The organism is Sutcliffiella sp. NC1 (assembly GCF_027594365.1).
Lineage (GTDB): Bacteria > Bacillota > Bacilli > Bacillales > Bacillaceae_I > Sutcliffiella > Sutcliffiella cohnii.
In genome coordinates this window covers 153,917-171,752 of sequence record NZ_CP115153.1, presented here as the reverse complement: position 1 = coordinate 171,752, position 17,836 = coordinate 153,917, and the positions used below count along the sequence as shown (strand labels likewise).

At 39.6% G+C, this 17,836-nt stretch carries 26 protein-coding genes; all 26 read right to left on the bottom strand.

Annotated elements, in window-relative coordinates:
* Nucleotides 1–11: 11 nt before the first annotated feature.
* The 26 genes from rpmD to rpoC all read right to left on the bottom strand — a co-directional run bounded on the left by rpmD (nucleotide 12) and on the right by rpoC (nucleotide 17,795).
* Nucleotides 12–194, bottom strand: a complete 183-nt coding sequence (rpmD, locus tag O1A01_RS00890; RefSeq protein WP_066414084.1) for a 50S ribosomal protein L30 — start codon at nucleotides 192–194, stop codon at nucleotides 12–14.
* A gap of 13 nt (nucleotides 195–207) precedes the next feature.
* Complete coding sequence (gene rpsE / locus O1A01_RS00885) at nucleotides 208–708, bottom strand: 30S ribosomal protein S5 (protein WP_066414081.1); 501 nt, start codon at nucleotides 706–708, stop codon at nucleotides 208–210.
* Between the two features lie 20 nt (nucleotides 709–728).
* Entirely contained in the window at nucleotides 729–1,091 is a 363-nt protein-coding gene (gene rplR / locus O1A01_RS00880) for a 50S ribosomal protein L18 (RefSeq protein WP_066414078.1), read from the bottom strand.
* Between the two features lie 34 nt (nucleotides 1,092–1,125).
* A complete protein-coding gene (gene rplF, locus O1A01_RS00875; protein WP_066414070.1) occupies nucleotides 1,126–1,662 on the bottom strand; it encodes a 50S ribosomal protein L6 in 537 nt (178 codons plus the stop codon).
* A gap of 31 nt (nucleotides 1,663–1,693) precedes the next feature.
* Nucleotides 1,694–2,092, bottom strand: coding sequence for a 30S ribosomal protein S8 (gene rpsH / locus O1A01_RS00870; RefSeq protein ID WP_066414068.1), 399 nt, complete (start codon nucleotides 2,090–2,092; stop codon nucleotides 1,694–1,696).
* Nucleotides 2,093–2,122: 30 nt separating this feature from the next.
* A complete protein-coding gene (locus O1A01_RS00865) occupies nucleotides 2,123–2,308 on the bottom strand; it encodes a type Z 30S ribosomal protein S14 (protein ID WP_066414066.1) in 186 nt (61 codons plus the stop codon).
* Nucleotides 2,309–2,339: 31 nt separating this feature from the next.
* The gene (gene rplE / locus O1A01_RS00860; protein ID WP_066414063.1) at nucleotides 2,340–2,879 is read right to left on the bottom strand and encodes a 50S ribosomal protein L5; all 540 of its coding nucleotides are present in this window, start codon (nucleotides 2,877–2,879) and stop codon (nucleotides 2,340–2,342) included.
* 25 nt (nucleotides 2,880–2,904) lie between these two features.
* Nucleotides 2,905–3,216, bottom strand: a complete 312-nt coding sequence (rplX, locus tag O1A01_RS00855; RefSeq protein ID WP_066414059.1) for a 50S ribosomal protein L24 — start codon at nucleotides 3,214–3,216, stop codon at nucleotides 2,905–2,907.
* 37 nt (nucleotides 3,217–3,253) lie between these two features.
* On the bottom strand, nucleotides 3,254–3,622 hold the full coding sequence (gene rplN, locus O1A01_RS00850) for a 50S ribosomal protein L14 (RefSeq protein WP_066414058.1): 369 nt from the start codon (nucleotides 3,620–3,622) through the stop codon (nucleotides 3,254–3,256).
* A 45-nt stretch (nucleotides 3,623–3,667) separates the two neighbouring features.
* Entirely contained in the window at nucleotides 3,668–3,931 is a 264-nt protein-coding gene (gene rpsQ / locus O1A01_RS00845; protein WP_066414056.1) for a 30S ribosomal protein S17, read from the bottom strand.
* 20 nt (nucleotides 3,932–3,951) lie between these two features.
* Nucleotides 3,952–4,152, bottom strand: coding sequence for a 50S ribosomal protein L29 (gene rpmC / locus O1A01_RS00840; protein ID WP_066414054.1), 201 nt, complete (start codon nucleotides 4,150–4,152; stop codon nucleotides 3,952–3,954).
* Entirely contained in the window at nucleotides 4,142–4,576 is a 435-nt protein-coding gene (rplP, locus tag O1A01_RS00835) for a 50S ribosomal protein L16 (protein WP_066414051.1), read from the bottom strand. The genes rpmC and rplP overlap by 11 nt, the downstream gene beginning before the upstream one ends.
* Before the next feature lie 2 nt (nucleotides 4,577–4,578).
* Nucleotides 4,579–5,235 carry a 30S ribosomal protein S3 gene (rpsC, locus tag O1A01_RS00830; protein ID WP_066414047.1) on the bottom strand — a complete coding sequence of 219 codons (657 nt, stop codon included), beginning with the start codon at nucleotides 5,233–5,235 and terminating at the stop codon, nucleotides 4,579–4,581.
* Between the two features lie 3 nt (nucleotides 5,236–5,238).
* Nucleotides 5,239–5,580: a 50S ribosomal protein L22 gene (rplV, locus tag O1A01_RS00825; RefSeq protein ID WP_066414042.1), complete on the bottom strand. Its 342-nt coding sequence runs from the start codon at nucleotides 5,578–5,580 to the stop codon at nucleotides 5,239–5,241.
* A 19-nt stretch (nucleotides 5,581–5,599) separates the two neighbouring features.
* Nucleotides 5,600–5,878, bottom strand: coding sequence for a 30S ribosomal protein S19 (gene rpsS / locus O1A01_RS00820; RefSeq protein WP_066414040.1), 279 nt, complete (start codon nucleotides 5,876–5,878; stop codon nucleotides 5,600–5,602).
* A 57-nt stretch (nucleotides 5,879–5,935) separates the two neighbouring features.
* Nucleotides 5,936–6,766: a 50S ribosomal protein L2 gene (gene rplB / locus O1A01_RS00815; RefSeq protein WP_066414038.1), complete on the bottom strand. Its 831-nt coding sequence runs from the start codon at nucleotides 6,764–6,766 to the stop codon at nucleotides 5,936–5,938.
* A gap of 32 nt (nucleotides 6,767–6,798) precedes the next feature.
* On the bottom strand, nucleotides 6,799–7,086 hold the full coding sequence (gene rplW / locus O1A01_RS00810; protein ID WP_066414036.1) for a 50S ribosomal protein L23: 288 nt from the start codon (nucleotides 7,084–7,086) through the stop codon (nucleotides 6,799–6,801).
* Nucleotides 7,086–7,709, bottom strand: a complete 624-nt coding sequence (gene rplD / locus O1A01_RS00805) for a 50S ribosomal protein L4 (protein ID WP_066414033.1) — start codon at nucleotides 7,707–7,709, stop codon at nucleotides 7,086–7,088. Before rplD ends, rplW begins: the two co-directional genes overlap by 1 nt.
* 25 nt (nucleotides 7,710–7,734) lie before the next feature.
* Nucleotides 7,735–8,364: a 50S ribosomal protein L3 gene (rplC, locus tag O1A01_RS00800; protein ID WP_066414025.1), complete on the bottom strand. Its 630-nt coding sequence runs from the start codon at nucleotides 8,362–8,364 to the stop codon at nucleotides 7,735–7,737.
* Between the two features lie 35 nt (nucleotides 8,365–8,399).
* Nucleotides 8,400–8,708 (bottom strand): 30S ribosomal protein S10, encoded by a 309-nt coding sequence (gene rpsJ / locus O1A01_RS00795; protein ID WP_066414024.1) that lies wholly within the window; start codon nucleotides 8,706–8,708, stop codon nucleotides 8,400–8,402.
* 533 nt (nucleotides 8,709–9,241) lie between these two features.
* Entirely contained in the window at nucleotides 9,242–10,432 is a 1,191-nt protein-coding gene (tuf, locus tag O1A01_RS00790) for an elongation factor Tu (RefSeq protein WP_066414023.1), read from the bottom strand.
* Nucleotides 10,433–10,547: 115 nt separating this feature from the next.
* A complete protein-coding gene (gene fusA, locus O1A01_RS00785) occupies nucleotides 10,548–12,626 on the bottom strand; it encodes an elongation factor G (RefSeq protein ID WP_066414021.1) in 2,079 nt (692 codons plus the stop codon).
* Between the two features lie 99 nt (nucleotides 12,627–12,725).
* Nucleotides 12,726–13,196, bottom strand: coding sequence for a 30S ribosomal protein S7 (rpsG, locus tag O1A01_RS00780; RefSeq protein ID WP_066414018.1), 471 nt, complete (start codon nucleotides 13,194–13,196; stop codon nucleotides 12,726–12,728).
* 42 nt (nucleotides 13,197–13,238) lie between these two features.
* Nucleotides 13,239–13,661: a 30S ribosomal protein S12 gene (gene rpsL, locus O1A01_RS00775; protein ID WP_066414016.1), complete on the bottom strand. Its 423-nt coding sequence runs from the start codon at nucleotides 13,659–13,661 to the stop codon at nucleotides 13,239–13,241.
* Nucleotides 13,662–13,762: 101 nt separating this feature from the next.
* A complete protein-coding gene (locus O1A01_RS00770) occupies nucleotides 13,763–14,011 on the bottom strand; it encodes a 50S ribosomal protein L7ae-like protein (protein WP_066414014.1) in 249 nt (82 codons plus the stop codon).
* Nucleotides 14,012–14,201: 190 nt separating this feature from the next.
* Complete coding sequence (gene rpoC, locus O1A01_RS00765; protein WP_066414012.1) at nucleotides 14,202–17,795, bottom strand: DNA-directed RNA polymerase subunit beta'; 3,594 nt, start codon at nucleotides 17,793–17,795, stop codon at nucleotides 14,202–14,204.
* Nucleotides 17,796–17,836 lie beyond the last annotated feature (41 nt).

Below are 17,836 nucleotides of genomic sequence, written 5' to 3'. Positions count from 1 at the left end.
AAAACTTATTTTTACTGCTCTTTTACAGTTACAAGATGAGCTACCTTGTTAATCATACCGCGGATAGCTGCATTATCCTCATGAACTACAGTTTGATGTAGTTTTTTAAGTCCAAGTGTTTCCACAGTAGTACGTTGATCTTGTGGACGACCAATAACACTGCGAGTGAGGGTGATTTCTAATTTGTTTGCCATTGTTTTTCCCTCCTTATCCTAACAGTTCTTCTACCGTTTTACCACGCAATTTAGCAACGTCCTCTGCACGTTTTAATTGCTTTAATCCGTTTACTGTAGCACGAATCATGTTAATTGGTGTGTTAGATCCTAAAGATTTAGATAAGATGTCTTGAACTCCAGCTAACTCAAGTACCGCACGAACCGGTCCACCAGCGATAACCCCAGTACCTTCTGAAGCAGGTTTTAATAGGATTTCACCAGAACCAAATTGTCCTAATACTTGATGTGGAATAGTAGTACCAACGATAGGTACAGCTACTAAGTTTTTCTTCGCATCTTCGATTGCTTTACGAATTGCATCAGGTACCTCTTGTGCTTTACCAGTACCGAAGCCAACATTACCGTTTTTGTCACCTACTACTACAAGAGCAGCAAAGCGGAAACGACGTCCACCTTTTACAACTTTCGCAACGCGGTTAACAGTAACAACGCGTTCTTCAAGTTCTAATTTATTTGCATCAATACGACTCATCAGTGTCCCTCCTTTGTCGATTAAAATTCTAGTCCAGCTTCACGTGCAGCATCTGCTAATGCTTTCACACGTCCATGATATAAATATCCTCCGCGGTCAAATACTACGGATTTAATTCCTTTTTCTACAGCGCGTTTTGCAACAAGTTCTCCAACTTTTTGAGCAGCTTCTACGTTTCCACCGTTCTCAAGAGAAAGCTCTTTATCTACAGAAGATGCACTAACGATCGTTACAGAGTTAGTATCATCAATTAATTGTGCATAAATGTGCTGATTTGAACGGAATACATTCAAACGCGGACGAGTAGCTGTTCCTGATAATTTTGAACGAACACGAGCATGTCTTTTCTTACGAGTAGAATTTTTATCAGGCTTAGTAATCATCGAGCAGTCACTCCTTTCTTCTCATTATGCTGTATTACTTCGCAGTTTTACCTTCTTTACGACGTACATATTCACCTTCGTAACGAATTCCTTTACCTTTGTAAGGCTCAGGTGGACGAACATCACGAATGTTTGCTGCTAAAGCACCAACGCGTTCTTTGTCGATTCCTTTAACAACGATTTTTGTATTAGCAGGAACTTCAACTTCAATTCCTTGTTCTGGAGTAATTTCTACAGGATGAGAATATCCTACGTTAAGAACTAGTTTGTTACCTTGTTTTTGAGCACGGTAACCTACCCCGATAAGTTCTAATCCTCTTTCAAAACCTTTAGATACACCTTCAACCATGTTCGCTAATAGAGCACGAGTTGTTCCGTGTAATGCACGGTGTTCTTTGTTGTCAGTTGGACGAGTAACAGTGATTACGTTCTCTTCAACATTGATAACCATATCTTCGCTGAAAGTACGAGTTAATTCACCTTTAGGTCCTTTTACTGTAACAGTGTTGTTGTTGTTAGTGATTGTAACACCACTTGGTAGTTCAATTAGTTTTTTACCTACACGTGACATAGAGTTACACCTCCGTTCATTTCAAAAATTATTACCAAACGTATGCTAATACTTCTCCACCAGTTTGCTTTTGACGAGCTTCTTTGTCAGAAATTACACCTTGAGAAGTAGAGATGATCGCAATACCTAATCCGTTAAGTACACGAGGTACTTCGTCAGCTTTTGCATATACACGTAAACCTGGTTTACTAATACGCTTTAAGCCTGTGATTACACGCTCATTGTTCGCACCATATTTTAAGAAAATGCGAATGATACCTTGTTTGTTATCCTCAATATATTCAACATCACGAATGAAACCTTCACGTTTTAAGATTTCAGCTACTTCTTTTTTGATTTTAGAAGCAGGAATTTCAAGCTTCTCATGACGTACTGTATTCGCATTGCGGATGCGAGTAAGCATATCTGCAATAGGATCTGTCATAACCATTAATTTTACCTCCTTCCCTAATTTCGGGTTTTACCAACTTGCTTTTTTCACGCCAGGAATTTGGCCTTTATAAGCTAATTCACGGAAACAAATACGGCAAAGCTTAAATTTACGAAGTACAGAGTGTGGACGTCCGCATCTCTCGCAACGTGTGTAAGCTTGCACTGCATGTTTAGGTGTACGCTTTTGTTTCGCAATCATTGATTTTTTAGCCACATTTTCGCCTCCCTTTTACCAGTCAATGGTATTATTTTTGGAATGGCATACCGAATGAAGATAATAGCTCACGAGCTTCTTCATCTGTGTTAGCAGTCGTAACGATAACGATATCCATACCACGCACTTTACTAATTTTATCGTAGTCAATTTCAGGGAAGATAAGCTGTTCTTTTACACCCAAAGTGTAGTTTCCACGACCGTCGAATGACTTTTTAGAAATACCACGGAAGTCACGCACACGTGGTAAAGAAACAGATACTAACTTATCTAAGAATTCGTACATACGCTCACCGCGTAATGTAACCTTTGCACCGATAGGCATTCCTTCACGAAGACGGAAACCAGCGATAGATTTTTTTGCTCTTGTTACAACAGGTTTTTGACCAGTGATTAAGCCTAGCTCTTCAACCGCGTTATCTAACGCTTTTGCGTTAGCAACCGCATCACCGACTCCCATGTTGATAACGATCTTTTCAAGTTTTGGAGCTTGCATTACAGATTTATAGTTAAACTTGCTCACTAGAGCAGGAACGATTTCTTGTTGATATTTTTCTTTTAGGCGGTTCATCTAAAGTACCTCCTTTCTTTACTGTCTATTTATCTAATTGTTCACCAGATTCTTTTGCAACACGTACTTTTTTACCGTCTACTACCTTATAACCAACACGAGTTGGTACACCTGTTTTAGGGTCTAAAGGCATAACGTTTGATACATGAATAGGTGCCTCATGGCTAATGATTCCACCTTGTGGGTTTGCTTGGGAAGGTTTAGCGTGTTTTTTCACGATGTTTACACCTTCAACAAGTACTCTGTCTTTTTTAGGGAAAGCCTGTAGGATTACACCTTGCTTACCTTTATCTTTTCCAGAGATAACTTGAACTTTATCACCTTTTTTTACATGCATCTTTTTGCACCTCCTTAGGAAACAAAACTTTATCTTATTAAATAACTTCTGGAGCTAAAGAAACGATCTTCATGTAGTTGCTATCACGTAATTCACGAGCAACAGGTCCGAAGATACGAGTTCCGCGTGGACTCTTGTCATCCTTGATAATTACACATGCATTCTCATCAAAACGAATATAAGAACCATCAGTACGTCGAACTCCACGTTTTGTACGTACAACTACAGCTTTTACAATGTCACCTTTTTTAACAACGCCTCCTGGTGTTGCTTGTTTCACTGTACAAACGATAACATCACCAATATTTGCATAGCGACGTCCAGTTCCACCTAGAACTTTAATTGCAAGTACTTCACGAGCGCCAGAGTTGTCAGCAACTTTCAAACGACTTTCTTGTTGAATCATACATGGTACCTCCCTTCGGAATGTTTATATCCGAACTTTATATAATTATATAATTACTGCTTTTTCTACAACCTCTACTAAACGGAAACGTTTTGTCGCCGATAACGGACGAGTCTCCATGATTTTAACGATATCGCCAGTTTTAGCTAGACCGTTTTCATCATGCGCTTTGTACTTTTTAGAGTACTTTACACGTTTACCATATAGTGGGTGAGTTTTGTAAGTCTCTACTAACACTGTAATTGTTTTGTCCATTTTATCAGAAACAACACGTCCAGTGTAAACCTTACGTTGGTTACGTTCACTCATTCCCGCGAACCTCCTCTTCATTATTTATTAGAAGCGATCTCTCTCTCGCGAATAACAGTTTTCATACGAGCGATTGACTTACGTACTTCGCGAATACGAGTAGTGTTTTCTAATTGACCAGTCGCTAATTGAAAGCGTAGGTTGAATAATTCTTCTTTTAATGATTTAACTTTTTGTTCGATCTCAGCAGTGGTTAAATCACGGATTTCATTAGCCTTCATTAGATTCACCACCAATTTCTTCACGTTTTACGAATTTACATTTAACAGGTAGTTTATGTGCTGCAAGACGAAGTGCTTCGCGTGCAACTTCTTCAGATACACCAGAAATTTCGAACATAACCTTTCCTGGTTTTACAACAGCTACCCAACCTTCAGGAGCACCTTTACCGGAACCCATACGTACTTCAAGAGGTTTTGCAGTATATGGTTTTGAAGGGAAAATTTTAATCCAAACTTTACCGCCACGTTTCATGTAACGAGTCATCGCACGACGTGCAGCCTCGATTTGACGGTTTGTAATCCAAGAAGCTTCAGTTGATTGTAAACCGAACTCACCGAAGTGAACTTCTGTACCGCCTTTAGCTTTACCGCGCATTTTTCCACGGTGTTCGCGACGATATTTAACGCGTTTAGGCATTAACATAATTATTTTCCTCCTTCCTCAGTGTTCTTCTTTGTAGGAAGGACCTCTCCACGATAAATCCATACTTTCACACCTAATTTACCATAAGTTGTATCAGCTTCAGCTGTACCATAGTCGATATCAGCGCGAAGTGTATGAAGTGGAACAGTACCTTCACTGTATTGTTCAGAACGAGCAATGTCTGCTCCTCCTAGACGACCAGAAACCATTGTTCTAATCCCTTTTGCTCCTGCACGCATAGCACGTTGGATTGATTGCTTTTGCGCACGACGGAATGAAACGCGGTTTTCTAACTGACGAGCAATGTTATCAGCAACTAACTTTGCATCTAAATCAGCTCTCTTAACCTCCATAATGTTGATGTGTACACGTTTACCAGTTAACTGGTTTAAAGCTTTACGTAAAGCTTCAACTTCTGTACCACCCTTACCAATTACCATACCAGGTTTAGCAGTATGAACTGTGATGTTTAAACGGTTAGCCGCACGTTCGATTTCTACTTTAGAAACAGAAGCGTCGCTTAAGCGTTTTGTGATATATTCGCGTACTTTGATATCTTCATGTAAAAGATTAGCATAATCTTTTCCAGCGTACCATTTAGATTCCCAATCGCGAATGATCCCGACACGAAGACCGACTGGATTTACCTTTTGACCCACAGCTTATCCCTCCTTCTTTTCTGATACCACGATAGTGATGTGGCTAGTGCGTTTATTAATTTGGCTTGCGCGACCCATAGCGCGTGGACGGAATCTCTTTAATGTTGGACCTTCGTCAACGAATGCTTGAGAAACAACTAGGTTGTTAGCGTCCATTTCATAGTTATGTTCTGCGTTTGCGATAGCAGATTTTAGAACCTTTTCGATAATTGGAGAAGCTGCTTTCGGTGTTAAAGTTAAGATAGAAATAGCTTCACCAACTTGCTTACCTCGAATTAAATCCATTACTAGGCGTGCTTTACGAGGAGCAATACGAACTGTTCTTGCAACAGCTTTTGCTTGCATGTAAATGCCTCCCCTCTAATTAACGTTTAGTTTTCTTATCATCATTTGCATGACCTTTGTAAGTACGACTTGGAGCGAATTCACCAAGTTTGTGACCTACCATATCTTCAGTTACATATACCGGTACATGTTTACGGCCATCATATACTGCAATCGTATGACCAATAAATTGCGGGAAAATAGTAGAACGACGAGACCAAGTTTTTACAACCTGCTTGGATTCAGTTTCATTTAACTTTTCTACTTTTTTCATTAAATGATCATCTACAAAAGGCCCTTTTTTTAAGCTGCGACCCATTTGGAAACCTCCCTTCGTGATTGCTCTACGGTTCCTATGAACCGTAGTACAACCCCGTTATTTTTTACGACGACGAACGATAAATTTATCAGACTTGTTTTTCTTCTTACGAGTTTTGTAACCAAGAGTTGGTTTACCCCAAGGTGTCATAGGTGACTTACGTCCGATTGGAGAACGTCCCTCACCACCACCGTGTGGATGGTCGTTAGGGTTCATTACAGAACCACGTACAGTTGGACGAATACCTAACCAACGAGAACGTCCAGCTTTACCAATGTTGATAAGTTCATGTTGCTCGTTACCTACTTGACCTACAGTAGCACGACAAGTAGCTAAGATCATACGAACCTCACCAGAATTTAAACGTACTAATACGTATTTTCCTTCTTTACCAAGTACTTGTGCAGATGTACCTGCAGAGCGAACTAATTGTCCACCTTTACCTGGTTTTAATTCGATATTATGAATCACCGTACCAACTGGAATGTTGATTAATGGTAATGCATTACCTACTTTAATATCTGCCTCTGGACCAGCCATTACTTCTAAACCTACTTTTAAATTTTTCGGAGCTAGAATGTAACGTTTTTCTCCATCAGCATAATGAATTAACGCGATGTTTGCAGAACGGTTTGGATCATACTCGATTGTAGCAACGCGTCCTGGTATACCATCTTTATCGCGTTTGAAATCGATGACGCGGTATTGACGTTTATGTCCACCACCTTGGTGACGAACTGTCATTTTACCTTGATTATTACGACCACCTTTTCTCTTAATTGGTTGAAGTAGAGACTTTTCTGGTTTGTCAGTTGTAATCTCAGCAAAATCAGAAACTGTCATTCCACGACGACCGTTAGAGGTTGGTTTGTATTTTTTAATCGCCATCATGTTTCCCTCCTTTTTCGTAAATTTATGAATTATACCTCGAAGAACTCGATTGGTTCACTATCTTTAGTAAGTGTTACAACTGCTTTTCTACGACGGTTAGTTAATCCGCTGTAACGACCTACACGACGGAATTTCCCTTTGTAGTTCATGATGTTAACTTTTTCAACTTTTACGCCAAAGACAGCTTCAACAGCGTCTTTTACTTCAGTTTTATTAGCTTTAACATCTACTTCAAAAGTGTATTTCATCTCTGTCATTAAGTCAGTAGAACGCTCAGTGATAACGGGGCGCTTAAGAACATCACGATGATCTCTCATTATGAAAGCACCTCCTCTAATTTTTGAACAGCGTCTTTCGTAAAGATTACTTTGTCATGGTTCACAACATCAAGCACGTTTACACCATTCGCAGCAATCACTGTAACTCCTGGAATATTACGCGCAGATAGAACAACGTTTTCGTTGTCATCACCAGTAACGATTAATGCTTTACGAGTGATATCAAGGTTTGATAAGACACCCTTCATATCTTTTGTTTTTGGTGCATCAAATGCTAAACCTTCTAATACTAATACTTCGTTTTCTTTAACTTTAGATGATAAAGCTGATTTGATAGCTAAACGACGTACTTTTTTAGGTAATTTATAGCTGTAGCTTCTTGGAGTTGGACCGAATACGATACCACCACCACGCCATTGTGGAGATCTAATAGATCCTTGACGTGCACGACCAGTACCTTTTTGGCGCCAAGGCTTACGTCCACCGCCTGCTACTTCTGAACGACCTTTTACTTTATGAGTTCCTTGACGTAATGAAGCACGTTGCATCATGATAGCATCAAAGATAACACTGTTATTTGGTTCGATACCGAATACAGCATCATTTAACTCGATTTCACCAACTTGAGAGCCAGTTTGGTTAAATAATGATACTTTAGGCATTTACAGTTCCTCCTTTCCTACACAATTACTTCGCTTTAACAGCAGTTTTAACTGTAACTAATGCTTTTTTAGGACCTGGTACATTACCTTTTACTAAAAGTAAGTTACGCTCAGCGTCCACACTAACGATTTCTAAATTTTGAATAGTAATACGATCTCCACCCATACGTCCTGGTAATAGTTTACCTTTGAAAACGCGGTTAGGAGCTACAGGACCCATTGATCCTGGACGACGATGGTAACGAGAACCGTGGGACATAGGTCCACGAGATTGTCCGTGACGCTTAATAGCACCTTGGAAACCTTTACCTTTAGAAATTCCTGTTACATCTACCACATCGCCTTTTGCGAATACATCTACTTTGACTTCTTGACCAACTTCGTATTCTTCTAAGGTAACTCCATTAATTTCACGAATGAAGCGCTTAGGTGCAGTGTTTGCTTTTGTAGCATGACCTTTTTCAGGTTTGTTCGCTAATTTTTCACGCTTATCATCAAAACCTAATTGGATAGCTTCGTATCCATCAGTCTCAACTGTTTTCTTTTGAAGCACTACGTTTGGAGCAGCTTCGATTACAGTTACAGGGATAAGATCGCCGTTTTCAGCAAAAACTTGAGTCATACCGATTTTTCTTCCTAAGATTCCTTTGGTCATGAGTCACACCTCCATTATAAGTATTATTTATTTCATTAAAGTTTAATTTCAATGTCTACACCAGACGGTAAGTCCAAACGCATTAAAGAATCAACCGTTTGTGGTGTTGGGTTTACGATATCGATTAAACGCTTATGCGTACGCATCTCGAATTGTTCACGAGAATCTTTGTACTTGTGTACAGCACGCAAGATTGTGTAAACAGATCTTTCAGTTGGAAGTGGAATCGGTCCAGATACAGCAGCACCAGAACGTTTTGCAGTTTCCACGATTTTCTCAGCTGATTGATCAAGAATTCTGTGATCATAAGCTTTTAAACGAATGCGAATTTTTTCTTTTGCCATTATTTTCCCTCCTTCTTTCGCCTATTTACTCATAGACATTCTCCGCGGAAATTAACCTGAGACACTCGCCATGGCAAAGCGGCCGGGTGTGTCAGCAACCTTCCGTTTCATCGCAAGTCAAAGACCAACATTATTTATTATACATAACTATAATATATAATGCAAATGTTTTTTTGTGTATCTGTGAGCACTTAACTATTATAACTAGTTACTATTAAGATTGCAATAAAAGTTATGCATTCTACTACTAATCAGTTATTACCAATTAATTGTTTAATGATTCCACCCAAACATATTTTTCTCTCTATTAATATAGAAGAAACTAGTCGTTATATAACGTCGGCATTGAGGAAGAATACTTACTTTGCAGTATCTGTCTCCTAGAAAACTGCTAATGTTAGTAAAGGGAGCTTGATAGGACTCGGACCTGGAATGTAGTATATATAGTTGATTTAATTATAAACTGTTTAAATAATAGTAAAACATATAAAAAAGCTGGTATGTTTACACATACCAGCTTTTAATCTGTAAAATTACTCTTGAATAGTTGCTACTACTCCAGCACCTACAGTACGTCCACCTTCACGGATAGAGAACTTAGTTCCTTCTTCGATCGCGATTGGAGCGATTAGTTCAACAGTCATTTCGATGTTGTCACCAGGCATAACCATTTCTACACCTTCAGGAAGGTTACAGATACCAGTTACGTCAGTTGTACGGAAGTAGAACTGAGGGCGGTAGTTAGAGAAGAATGGAGTATGACGTCCACCCTCTTCTTTAGATAGTACGTAAACCTCAGCTTTAAATTTTGTATGTGGAGTGATAGTACCAGGCTTAGCTAATACTTGGCCACGTTGGATATCGTCACGAGCTACTCCACGAAGAAGTGCACCGATGTTGTCTCCAGCTTCAGCATAGTCAAGAAGCTTACGGAACATCTCTACTCCAGTTACAGTTGTTGATTTTGGCTCTTCAGTTAAACCGATGATGTCGATAACGTCACCAACTTTAACTTGTCCACGCTCAACACGTCCAGTTGCAACTGTTCCACGACCAGTGATCGAGAATACATCCTCAACAGGCATCATGAAAGGCTTATCAGTGTCACGTGTTGGAGTTGGAATATACTCATCAACAGCGTTCATTAGTTCGATAATTTTTTCTTCCCACTCAGCTTCTCCTTCAAGAGCTTTAAGAGCAGAACCTTTAATTACAGGAATGTCGTCTCCAGGGAAATCGTACTCAGAAAGTAAGTCACGTACTTCCATTTCAACTAGTTCTAATAATTCTTCGTCGTCTACCATATCACACTTGTTCATGAATACAACAAGGTAAGGTACACCTACTTGACGAGATAAAAGAATGTGCTCACGAGTTTGTGGCATTGGACCATCAGCAGCAGATACTACTAGGATACCACCGTCCATTTGAGCAGCACCAGTGATCATGTTTTTAACGTAGTCAGCATGTCCTGGGCAGTCAACGTGTGCATAGTGACGAGTGTCAGTTTCGTACTCAACGTGAGAAGTTGAGATAGTGATTCCACGCTCTTTTTCTTCAGGAGCTGCGTCAATCATATCATAACCCATTGCTGCACCTTTACCACTGCGCTTTGCAAGTACAGTTGTGATAGCAGCTGTTAAAGTTGTTTTACCATGGTCAACGTGTCCAATTGTACCGATATTGGCATGCGTCTTGGAACGGTCGAATTTTTCTTTAGCCATTCGTAATTCCTCCTTAATTTACAATAAAAGTTTTTATTTATATGAGATGCTAGAAAGCGAATCTCACTTTATAGCCTACATAATTATTTATAAAGGATGATAACTATAAAATCAATTATTCACCTTTATTTTTTTTGATAATTTCTTCTGAGATCGACTTAGGTACTTCTTCATAATGGTCGAAATGCATTGTGAACACACCGCGTCCTTGTGTATTAGAACGTAATGATGTAGCATAACCGAACATTTCAGAAAGTGGAACCATTGCACGAACTACTTGAGCGTTACCACGAGCTTCCATACCTTCTACACGTCCACGACGAGCAGTGATACCACCCATGATATCTCCCATATATTCTTCTGGTGTTACTACTTCAACTTTCATAACTGGCTCTAAGATTACTGGGTTACATTTAGAAACTGCGTTTTTAAGAGCTAAAGAAGCAGCAATTTTAAACGCCATCTCACTAGAGTCAACATCATGGTAAGATCCATCTACTAGAGCAGCTTTCACATCGATTAATGGGTAACCAGCAAGAACACCGTTAGCCATAGCATCTTCAAGACCAGCTTGAACTGCAGGAACGTATTCACGTGGAACTACACCACCAACGATTTTGTTTTCGAATTCAAAACCTTTACCTTCTTCGTTTGGTTCGAATTCAATCCATACATGTCCGAATTGACCACGACCACCAGATTGACGAGCGAATTTACCTTCAACTTTAGCAGATGCACGGAACGTTTCGCGGTAAGCAACTTGTGGAGCACCCACATTAGCTTCTACCTTGAATTCACGTTTCATACGGTCTACTAAAATGTCTAAGTGAAGTTCACCCATACCAGCGATAATTGTTTGACCTGTTTCAGGGTCAGTATGTGCGCGGAATGTTGGATCTTCTTCTTGTAATTTTTGCAACGCTGTAGTCATTTTGTCTTGGTCTGCTTTAGATTTAGGTTCAACAGACAACTGAATTACCGGCTCTGGGAATTCCATAGACTCTAGAATTACTAGGTTTTTGTCATCACATAGAGTGTCACCAGTTGTTGTATCTTTTAAACCAACTGCAGCCGCGATATCTCCAGAATATACAATGGAGATTTCTTCACGAGTGTTTGCGTGCATTTGTAGGATACGACCTACACGTTCACGTTTACCTTTTGTAGAGTTGATAACATAAGATCCAGAGTTTAATGTACCGGAGTACACACGGAAGAATGTTAATTTCCCTACATATGGGTCAGTCATAACTTTGAATGCTAGTGCAGCGAATGGAGCGTCGTCACTAGACTCACGAATTACTTCTTCTTCTGTATCAGGAATAATACCTTTAATAGCAGGTACATCAGTTGGTGCTGGTAAGTAATCGATAACTGCATCCAACATTAATTGTACACCTTTATTTTTGAAGGCAGAACCACAAATTACTGGATAGAATTCAACATTTACTGTACCTTTACGGATAGCAGCTTTGATTTCATCTATTGTTAGTTCTTCACCTTCTAGGTATTTCATCATTAATTCTTCATCAAGCTCAGCAACCGCTTCGATTAAACTATTGCGGTATTCTTCTGCTTGCTCTTTGTATTCTTCAGGGATTTCACGAGCCTCAGTACGAGTCCCTTGATCATCCTCATAGTAATACGCAACATTTTCTACTAGATCAATAATACCGTTGAACTGATCTTCTGCACCAATTGGTAATTGGATTGGGTGAGCGTTCGCTTGTAAACGATCATGTATTGTACCTACAGAGTATAAGAAATCCGCACCAATTTTGTCCATTTTGTTTACAAATACGATACGTGGTACTCCGTAAGTTGTTGCTTGACGCCAAACAGTTTCTGTTTGTGGCTCAACTCCAGATTGCGCATCTAGAACTGCAACCGCACCATCAAGTACACGTAGTGAACGCTCAACTTCAACTGTGAAGTCTACGTGTCCAGGAGTGTCAATGATGTTTACGCGGTGGCCTTTCCATTGAGCTGTTGTAGCAGCAGATGTAATCGTGATTCCACGTTCTTGCTCCTGCTCCATCCAGTCCATTTGAGAAGCACCTTCATGAGTTTCACCAATTTTATGGATACGTCCAGTGTAGAATAAAACACGCTCAGTTGTAGTTGTTTTACCAGCATCGATGTGAGCCATGATACCGATATTACGTGTTTTTTCTAAGGAGAACTCTCTTGCCATTGGGTATTTCTCCTTCCTATAGTAAGTATAGATTTTATTATTTTATACCTAAAGCTGTTAGGCGGATTGCACGTAACAGCTTTAAGTTTGTATGTGATCTTACCAGCGGTAGTGAGCAAACGCTTTGTTTGCTTCTGCCATTTTATGCATGTCTTCACGTTTCTTAACGGAAGCACCTGTGTTGTTTGCAGCATCTAGGATTTCGTTAGCTAAACGCTCTTCCATCGTTTTTTCTCCACGAAGACGAGAGTAGTTAGTTAAATAACGAAGACCTAATGTGATACGGCGCTCAGGACGCACCTCAACTGGTACTTGGTAGTTTGCACCACCAACACGACGAGCTCTTACTTCAAGAACTGGCATGATGTTTTTAAGTGCTTGTTCGAACACTTCCATTGCATCTTTACCAGAACGCTCGCTTACTAGTTTGAATGCATTATAGATGATTGCTTGAGACTTACCTCTTTTTCCATCGATCATCATTTTGTTAATTAAACGAGTAACTAACTTTGAATTATAAAGTGGATCTGGTAACACGTCTCTTTTCGCAACTGGGCCTTTACGTGGCATAGTATTTCCTCCTTTCAAGCGATATTCTTGTATGTTTTAATATTATTTCTTAGCAGCTTTAGGTCTTTTTGCTCCGTACTTAGAACGACCTTGCATACGGTTGTTAACTCCAGCAGTGTCAAGTGCACCACGTACGATATGGTAACGTACCCCCGGTAAGTCTTTTACACGACCTCCACGGATTAACACAACACTGTGCTCTTGTAGGTTGTGCCCGATACCTGGGATATAAGCAGTTACCTCGATACCGTTAGTTAAACGTACACGAGCATATTTACGTAATGCTGAGTTTGGTTTTTTCGGTGTCATAGTACCAACACGAGTACAAACTCCACGCTTTTGCGGAGACGTTAGGTTAGTTTGAGCTTTTTTAAAGCTGTTATAACCTTTGTTTAAAGCAGGTGACTTAGAAGCAGTCGTTTTGCTTTCGCGTCCTTTACGTACTAATTGGTTAATAGTAGGCATTATTTGTTTCCTCCTCCCTAAATTTTTAAGACCACACATCCAGGTGGTTCATTTTAAATTAAAAAACAAAGTCTTTGTGTTTAAAAGCACAAAAACAGTTTTTATTTAATGATTGCAACAGCAGAAGCTCCCACTTCAATTCCACAAGCTTTGCCAAGCTTTTTCATAGAATCTACTTTTGTGATAGGCACGTTATGCTCTATTGCAGTTTGGATGACTTTTTGTGTAACTTTCACATCAGCATCATCTGCAATAACTACTTCTCTAGCTGTTCCTGCTTTCAGCGCCTTCACTGATTGTTTTGTACCAACAATGAAGTTCGTAGCCTGCATTACTTTTTCATAAGACATATAATATATCCTCCAAAGCAACAGGTTATATAAGCACCTTTGCTATATTATCACCTTTGTTTTTAAAAGTCAACTTTATTTAAAAGAAAAATCATAATAAGAAGTTGAGTGCATATTATATACTCTCACTTTCTATTAGTTATTCTTTAAAATAGATTGCCGGGCGAGATCCGCCCGACAATCACTTTATTTATTCAGCCGGAACTGCTTCTTCGTCCGTTTGCTTTGATAATTCAAATTTACGGTAACGATTCATTCCTGTTCCTGCAGGTACTAATTTACCAATAATTACATTTTCCTTTAATCCTAATAATTCATCGCGCTTACCTTTAATTGCAGCATCTGTTAGGACACGAGTTGTTTCTTGGAATGATGCAGCAGATAAGAATGAATCAGTTTCAAGAGATGCTTTTGTAATACCTAGTAATACAGGGCGACCAATTGCTGGTATACGACCTTCTAGTAATACTTTTTCATTTGCATCTGTAAATTGGTGAATGTCGAGCAGAGTTCCAGGTAATACATCTGTATCTCCCGCGTCGATAACACGTACTTTACGAAGCATTTGGCGAACCATTACCTCTACGTGTTTATCTCCTATTTCTACCCCTTGCATACGATAAACTTTTTGTACTTCTAAAAGTAAATATTCTTGAACTGCGTTCATATCTTTTACTCTTAGTAGCTCTTTCGGATCGATAGAACCTTCTGTAAGCACCTGTCCGCGCTCTACTTCACTGTTAACAGCAACCTTTAATCTTGCTGTATACGGTGCAGTATACGTTCTAGTTTCTACTTCACCTTGGACAACAATCTCTTGTTGACGATCGCGACCTTCATTTATCGCTGTTACAACTCCTGAAATTTCAGAAATAACTGCTTGACCTTTCGGGTTACGAGCTTCAAATAACTCTTGAATACGCGGTAAACCTTGTGTGATATCGTCTCCTGCTACCCCACCTGTATGGAACGTACGCATTGTAAGCTGAGTTCCTGGTTCTCCGATGGATTGAGCCGCTATAATTCCGACAGCTTCCCCAACTTCTACTTCTAAACCAGTCGCTAAATTACGTCCATAACATTTCTTACAAACACCGTGTCTTGTGTTACAAGTGAATACGGAACGAATCCAAGTAGTTTCAATACCTGCATCTACAATAATTTTAGCGATATCTTCAGTTATTAAGCCGTTTTCTTCAACAAGTATTTCACCTGTCTCTGGGTGTTTAACATTTTTTCTAGCATAACGACCAATTAGTCGTTCTTCTAGTTTTTCTACTACCTCTGTACCATCCTTTAGAGAAGATACTTCTAAACCACGGTCTGTACCACAGTCTTCTTCACGAACGATTACATCTTGCGCCACATCAACAAGACGACGAGTTAAGTAACCAGAGTCGGCTGTTTTTAACGCTGTATCTGCTAGACCTTTACGAGCCCCGTGGGTAGAGATAAAGTACTCTAATACGGTTAAACCTTCACGGAAACTAGATTTAATCGGTAACTCAATAATACGACCAGATGGGTTTGCCATAAGTCCACGCATACCAGCTAACTGTGTAAAGTTAGATGCGTTACCACGGGCACCAGAGTCACTCATCATAAAGATATGGTTTAGACTTGGTAGGGAAGCCATTAGCTTACCTTGAATATTATCCTTTGCAGCACTCCAGATGGCAATTACACGATCATAACGCTCTTCTTCCGTAATTAAACCACGGCGGAACTGCTTAAGAACAGTGTCTACTTTTGTTTGTGCTTCTGTTAAAATTTCTTCTTTTTCTTTCAATACTACGATATCAGCCACACCAACTGTAATACCAGCTTTTGTCGAGTATCTAAATCCTAGGTTTTTCATTCTATCAAGCATTTTTGATGTTTCAGTAATTTTGAAACGCTTAAATACCTCTGCAATGATATTACCTAAAATTTTCTTTTTAAATGGATCGATTAGCGGTTGTGCCACAATAAATTCTCTCACATTTACTCCCGGCTCAATGAAGTACTTAGATGGTGTTTCTTTTTCCAAGTTATATTGAGTAGGCTCATTAATGTATGGGAACGACGTTGGTAAAATTTCATTAAAGATCATTTTTCCAACAGTTGTAACGATAAGTTTTCTTCTTTGTTCTTCAGTAAACGTTTCGTTCGTTAAAGATCCTGCGTGAACTGCGACACGTGAATGTAAATGTACATATCCGTTTTGGTATGCAATTAGTGCTTCATTTACATCTTTAAACACCATACCTTCCCCTACTGCACCTTCTCTTTCAAGAGTTAAGTAATAGTTACCTAAAACCATATCTTGAGAAGGAGTAACAACAGGTTTTCCATCTTTAGGGTTAAGGATGTTTTGAGCAGCTAACATTAGGATACGTGCTTCTGCTTGCGCTTCTGCAGATAGAGGTACGTGAACAGCCATTTGGTCACCGTCGAAGTCAGCGTTGTAAGCTGTACATACTAACGGATGCAAACGAATCGCACGACCTTCTACTAATGTAGGTTCGAATGCCTGAATTCCAAGTCTATGTAACGTTGGAGCACGGTTTAGTAGAACCGGGTGTTCTTTAATAACACTCTCTAATACATCCCAAACTTCAGGTTGAACTCTTTCGATTTTTCGTTTTGCACTCTTAATGTTATGCGCAAGTCCTCTTTCAACTAGCTCTTTCATAACGAAAGGCTTAAATAGTTCAAGTGCCATCTCTTTTGGAAGACCACATTGATACATTTTTAAGTTCGGACCAACGACGATAACAGAACGTCCAGAGTAGTCAACACGTTTACCTAATAAGTTTTGACGGAAACGACCTTGTTTCCCTTTTAACATATGTGATAGGGATTTCAATGGACGGTTACCCGGTCCAGTAACAGGACGCCCACGTCTACCGTTATCAATTAGTGCGTCAACCGCCTCTTGAAGCATACGCTTTTCGTTTTGAACGATAATGCTTGGCGCACCAAGATCTAACAAACGTTTTAAACGATTGTTTCTGTTAATAACACGGCGATATAGATCGTTTAAATCAGAAGTTGCAAAACGACCACCGTCTAACTGTACCATCGGACGAAGTTCTGGTGGAATTACCGGCAGAACATCTAAAATCATCCATGAAGGTTCATTACCAGACCCTCTAAATGACTCTAAAACTTCAAGGCGCTTGATTGCTCTTGTACGTCTTTGTCCTTGTGCTGTTTTTAATTCTTCTTTTAATGTATCTACTTCTTTTTCTAAATCGATATCAGATAAAAGTTTTCGAATTGCTTCTGCTCCCATAGAAGCTTGGAAAGTTTGCCCGTATTTTTCACGATACGCACGATATTCCTTTTCTGAAAGCAATTGCTTTTTCTCGAGTGGTGTATCTCCCGTTTCCGTTACAACGTAAGAAGCAAAATAAATTACTTCTTCCAGCGCACGCGGTGACATATCTAGAACAAGACCCATTCTACTTGGGATTCCTTTGAAATACCAAATGTGTGATACAGGTGCTGCAAGCTCAATATGCCCCATACGCTCACGGCGTACTTTTTGTCTCGTTACTTCAACTCCACAACGATCACAAACTACTCCTTTATAACGGACACGCTTATACTTACCACAGTGACACTCCCAGTCCTTTGTTGGACCGAATATTCTTTCGCAAAATAAGCCGTCTTTTTCAGGCTTAAGTGTACGATAGTTGATTGTTTCCGGTTTTTTTACTTCTCCGAAAGACCATGATCTGATCTTATCCGGAGAAGCTAAACCTATCTTCATATATTCAAAGTTATTAACATCTAGCAAGGGGCCTACCTCCCTTATAATATACAGGTTTTACCCAAATG

Excerpts from the sequence above, each read along its gene's own strand:
- rplD (WP_066414033.1), bottom strand. The coding sequence starts at position 7,709 with ATGCCTAAAGTATCATTATTTAACCAAACTGGCTCTCAAGTTGGTGAA.
- rplX (WP_066414059.1), bottom strand. The coding sequence starts at position 3,216 with ATGCATGTAAAAAAAGGTGATAAAGTTCAAGTTATCTCTGGAAAAGAT.
- rplN (WP_066414058.1), bottom strand. The coding sequence starts at position 3,622 with ATGATTCAACAAGAAAGTCGTTTGAAAGTTGCTGACAACTCTGGCGCT.
- rplV (WP_066414042.1), bottom strand. The coding sequence starts at position 5,580 with ATGCAAGCAAAAGCTGTTGCAAGAACAGTTCGTATTGCTCCTCGTAAA.
- rplP (WP_066414051.1), bottom strand. The coding sequence starts at position 4,576 with ATGTTAATGCCTAAACGCGTTAAATATCGTCGCGAACACCGTGGAAAA.
- rpsJ (WP_066414024.1), bottom strand. The coding sequence starts at position 8,708 with ATGGCAAAAGAAAAAATTCGCATTCGTTTAAAAGCTTATGATCACAGA.
- rpsG (WP_066414018.1), bottom strand. The coding sequence starts at position 13,196 with ATGCCACGTAAAGGCCCAGTTGCGAAAAGAGACGTGTTACCAGATCCA.
- rpsH (WP_066414068.1), bottom strand. The coding sequence starts at position 2,092 with ATGGTTATGACAGATCCTATTGCAGATATGCTTACTCGCATCCGCAAT.
- fusA (WP_066414021.1), bottom strand. The coding sequence starts at position 12,626 with ATGGCAAGAGAGTTCTCCTTAGAAAAAACACGTAATATCGGTATCATG.
- tuf (WP_066414023.1), bottom strand. The coding sequence starts at position 10,432 with ATGGCTAAAGAAAAATTCGACCGTTCCAAGACGCATGCCAATATCGGT.
- rpsQ (WP_066414056.1), bottom strand. The coding sequence starts at position 3,931 with ATGAGTGAACGTAACCAACGTAAGGTTTACACTGGACGTGTTGTTTCT.
- rpmC (WP_066414054.1), bottom strand. The coding sequence starts at position 4,152 with ATGAAGGCTAATGAAATCCGTGATTTAACCACTGCTGAGATCGAACAA.
- rplE (WP_066414063.1), bottom strand. The coding sequence starts at position 2,879 with ATGAACCGCCTAAAAGAAAAATATCAACAAGAAATCGTTCCTGCTCTA.
- rplC (WP_066414025.1), bottom strand. The coding sequence starts at position 8,364 with ATGACCAAAGGAATCTTAGGAAGAAAAATCGGTATGACTCAAGTTTTT.
- O1A01_RS00770 (WP_066414014.1), bottom strand. The coding sequence starts at position 14,011 with ATGTCTTATGAAAAAGTAATGCAGGCTACGAACTTCATTGTTGGTACA.
- rplR (WP_066414078.1), bottom strand. The coding sequence starts at position 1,091 with ATGATTACTAAGCCTGATAAAAATTCTACTCGTAAGAAAAGACATGCT.
- rplB (WP_066414038.1), bottom strand. The coding sequence starts at position 6,766 with ATGGCGATTAAAAAATACAAACCAACCTCTAACGGTCGTCGTGGAATG.
- rpsE (WP_066414081.1), bottom strand. The coding sequence starts at position 708 with ATGAGTCGTATTGATGCAAATAAATTAGAACTTGAAGAACGCGTTGTT.
- rpsS (WP_066414040.1), bottom strand. The coding sequence starts at position 5,878 with ATGGGTCGCAGCTTAAAAAAAGGGCCTTTTGTAGATGATCATTTAATG.
- rplW (WP_066414036.1), bottom strand. The coding sequence starts at position 7,086 with ATGAGAGATCATCGTGATGTTCTTAAGCGCCCCGTTATCACTGAGCGT.
- rpmD (WP_066414084.1), bottom strand. The coding sequence starts at position 194 with ATGGCAAACAAATTAGAAATCACCCTCACTCGCAGTGTTATTGGTCGT.
- rpsL (WP_066414016.1), bottom strand. The coding sequence starts at position 13,661 with ATGCCTACTATTAACCAATTAGTACGTAAAGGACGCGAAAGCAAAACG.
- rplF (WP_066414070.1), bottom strand. The coding sequence starts at position 1,662 with ATGTCACGTGTAGGTAAAAAACTAATTGAACTACCAAGTGGTGTTACA.